Origin of the sequence: Streptomyces sp. DvalAA-14 (genome assembly GCF_900091855.1) — a bacterium.
Taxonomy (GTDB): Bacteria; Actinomycetota; Actinomycetes; order Streptomycetales; family Streptomycetaceae; genus Actinacidiphila.
In genome coordinates this window covers 1-2962 of sequence record NZ_FMCH01000226.1, presented here as the reverse complement: position 1 = coordinate 2962, position 2962 = coordinate 1, and the positions used below count along the sequence as shown (strand labels likewise).

The following is a 2962-nucleotide window of genomic DNA, read 5'->3' as shown; positions in this document are numbered from 1 at the left end:
AGGTGGTCTCCGGCTTGGGCCGGATGCCGTCGGTGAAGGCGGCCAGGATGCGCCGCTTGAAGTCGGGGCGGGGGTGCAGTGCGGTGACGGCGGCGCGGTCCGCCGCGCTCAGGTCGCCGAAGCCGATGCCGAGCACGTCGTACTCCACCCCCGCGGTGACCAGGGCGACCTCCGGCTCCATGAACTCCGGCACGCCGGGGGTGGTGTGCAGCGCGATCGCGGTCCACACCCGGCGCACGCTGTCCTCGGGGACGCCGTGGGCGCGCAGGAAGCCGCGCGCCTCGTCGGCGCTGTCCACCTCGAAGCGGTGCCCGCTGTTGTGAAAACGCTCCGACAGGCCCAGATCGTGGAACATCGCGCCGATGTAGAGCAGTTCGGGGTCGAAGCTGAGGTCGCGGACCCGGCCCTGGAGGCTGCCGAAGAAGTAGACCCGGCGGGAGTGGTCGTAGATCAGGTCGCTGGTGGTGTCTCGTACCAGGGTGGTGGCCTCGCGGGCCAGCTTCGTGTCGGGCACGGTCACCCCGGCCGTCCCGTTCGCTCCGGTCGGTTCGCTGCTCATCGCTGCCGCCTCGCTGTGCCTGGGGGTACGCGGCCCCGGTGCGGACCGCCGTCTCCCAGCATCGGGCGAACGGCGGCGGGCTGCCATGTCCGTACGGCCGTATGTCCCACGGATCCGGACAGCGCCCGCGTGACGGCGGCCGGGCGCGGGGCCGCGGCGGTGTGCCGGTCTGTGTTTTCCGGTCTGTGTTTTCCGGTCGGCGAATCCGGTCGGCGTGCGTCAGCCGTGCGCGCGGAGCCAGGCGATCGCGGCGGCCGGGGTGGCGACCGCCGGCACGCCCGGAGGTGGCGCGGGGCGGCGGACGATCAGCACCGGGAGGGCGCTCTCGCGGGCGGCGGTGAGTTTCGGGGCGGTCGCCGGGCCGCCGCTGTCCTTGGTGACCAGCACGTCGATCCGGTGCTCCCGGAGCAGCGCCCGTTCGCCGTCGAGGGTGAAGGGGCCGCGGGACAGCAGGAGTCGGCAGCGCGGGGGCAGCGGCGGCGCCGGCGACTCGACCGTACGGGCGACGACGGGCAGGTCCACCGCGGCGAAGGCCGCCAGTTCCTGCCTGCCGATGGTGAGCAGGGGCCGGGTGCCGAGGGCCGGCAGCCGGGTGGCGGCCTCCGCCACGGTCGCCGCCCAGCTCCAGCGGTCGCCAGGGCCCGCGGTCCAGCCCGGGCGGCGCAGCGCCAGCAGCGGGATGCCGCGCGAGGCGGCGGCCTCGGCGGCGGACCGGCTGATCTCCTGGGCGAAGGGGTGGGTGGCGTCCACCAGGACGTCGATCCGCTCGGCCCGCAGCCACGCGTCGAGTCCGGCCGCTCCGCCGAAGCCGCCGGTGCGGGTGCGGCCGGCCGGGCGCCTGGGCTCGGCGGTGCGTCCGGCCAGCGAGCTGGTCACCTCCAGACCGGGGTCGGCGGCCAGCGCCGCCGCCAGCGCCCGGGCCTCGGCGGTGCCGCCGAGGATCAGCAGCCGCCGCATCAGTGCCCGTCGGTCCTGCGCAGCAGATACGTGTCCATGATCCAGCCCTTGCGGGCCCGCGCGGCGGCCCGCACGGCGCGGATGCGCTCGGCCAGCGCCTCGTCCAGTGGTCCGGCCAGCAGGATCTCGTCGGGGGTGCCGAGATACGCGCCCCAGTAGATGTGCAGGCCCTGCCCGGTGAAGCGGCCGAAGGCCTGCCGGGCGTCGAGCATCACCACCACGTCGTCCACCCCGGCGGGCAGGCCCTCGTCGGACAGCCGGCGCCCGGTGGTGATCTGCACCGGCCGGCCCACCTGGTTGAGCCCGACGCGGTGCCGGGCGGCGAGCGTGGAGACGCTGCTGATGCCGGGCAGGACGCTCCAGCCGAAGTCCTCGGTCCCGCGGGCGTGCACCTCGCGCAGGATGCCGAGCGTACTGTCGTACAGCGCCGGGTCGCCCCAGACCAGGAAGGCGCCGTGGCCGTCGGCGGGCAGCTCCTCGGCGATCAGCCGCTGGTAGACGTCGGCGCGGCGCCGCCGCCAGTCGTCCACGGCGGGCGCGTACGCCGCCGAGGGCGCCGCCCGGTCCCGTTCGGGATCCCGGGCGGTGACCACCCGGTGCGGCCGGGTGGCGTGCCGCCGCAGTATCAGCTCGCGCAGGGCCACCAGATCGGCCTTGTCCTCCCCCTTGTCGAGCAGGAAGAACACGTCGGTACGGCCGAGGGCGTCGACTGCCTGCACGGTGAGTTGCCCGGGGTCGCCCGCACCGATGCCGATGACGTAGATCTGCTTCACGCCCCGGAGTCTGGCACATTGCCGGCCGGCCGCGACGGGTGACGGATCGCAGGTCACCGGGGTCGGTGCAGGGCGCAGTCCCCGCACAGGGCGCCCTTGCGGTCGGGTGCGGCGCGGTAGATCAGGCAGCAGCTGCGGCGGCGGAAGGCGCCCTCCTCGATGCCGCCGCCCGCACCGGCCAGCGGTGGCCGGGCCAGCAGCGACGCGGCGAACTCCCGGGCCCGGGCGGCCCGTTCCGGCCGGGCCCGGGCGAGCATCAGCGCGGCGCCGTTGACGGCCGAGGCGGTGTTGCCGCGCAGGATGTGCCAGGAGACGCCGAACCGCGCGAAGGCGGCGGCCAGTTCTTCCAGCGGCCCGGCCAGCAGGCCCGCCGCCAGTTGTTCGGCGAGCAGGTCCGGATCGCGCTGCGGCCCGCCGAGGGCGGCAGCGGGCAGCGCCAGCGGAACGGGGCCGCCGAGCACCGGCCGCCAGCGCACCTCGTCCAGCGCGAAGGCGAGCGGGCGGGCGTGCAGGACGGCGAGGGCCAGCGCGGGCGACACCAGCCGGGCAGCCAGCCCCAGGTGCGCGACCGAGGCGGCCACCCGCGGTTCGACCGCTTCGGGCGGCTGCCCGCCGGCCGCCGCCAGCCACTGCCGTACCGCCGTGGCGCGGGCCCCGAGCAGCGGCGCCGACA

Annotated in this window: 4 protein-coding genes; all 4 read right to left on the bottom strand. The window is 76.1% G+C overall.

Features of this window, described 5'->3' with window-relative positions; genetic code table 11:
- The coding region (locus tag GA0115240_RS11960; protein WP_093736658.1) for an HD domain-containing protein at window positions 1-559 on the bottom strand (559 nt) is incomplete at its 3' end.
- Window positions 560-778: 219 nt separating this feature from the next.
- Complete coding sequence (locus GA0115240_RS11955; RefSeq protein WP_093736657.1) at window positions 779-1516, bottom strand: cobalt-precorrin-6A reductase; 738 nt, start codon at window positions 1514-1516, stop codon at window positions 779-781.
- Window positions 1516-2289 carry a precorrin-6A synthase (deacetylating) gene (gene cobF, locus GA0115240_RS11950; protein ID WP_093736656.1) on the bottom strand — a complete coding sequence of 258 codons (774 nt, stop codon included), beginning with the start codon at window positions 2287-2289 and terminating at the stop codon, window positions 1516-1518. Before cobF ends, GA0115240_RS11955 begins: the two co-directional genes overlap by 1 nt.
- Before the next feature lie 53 nt (window positions 2290-2342).
- A partial coding sequence (locus GA0115240_RS11945; RefSeq protein WP_093736655.1) for a (2Fe-2S)-binding protein occupies window positions 2343-2962 on the bottom strand: 620 nt, incomplete at its 5' end.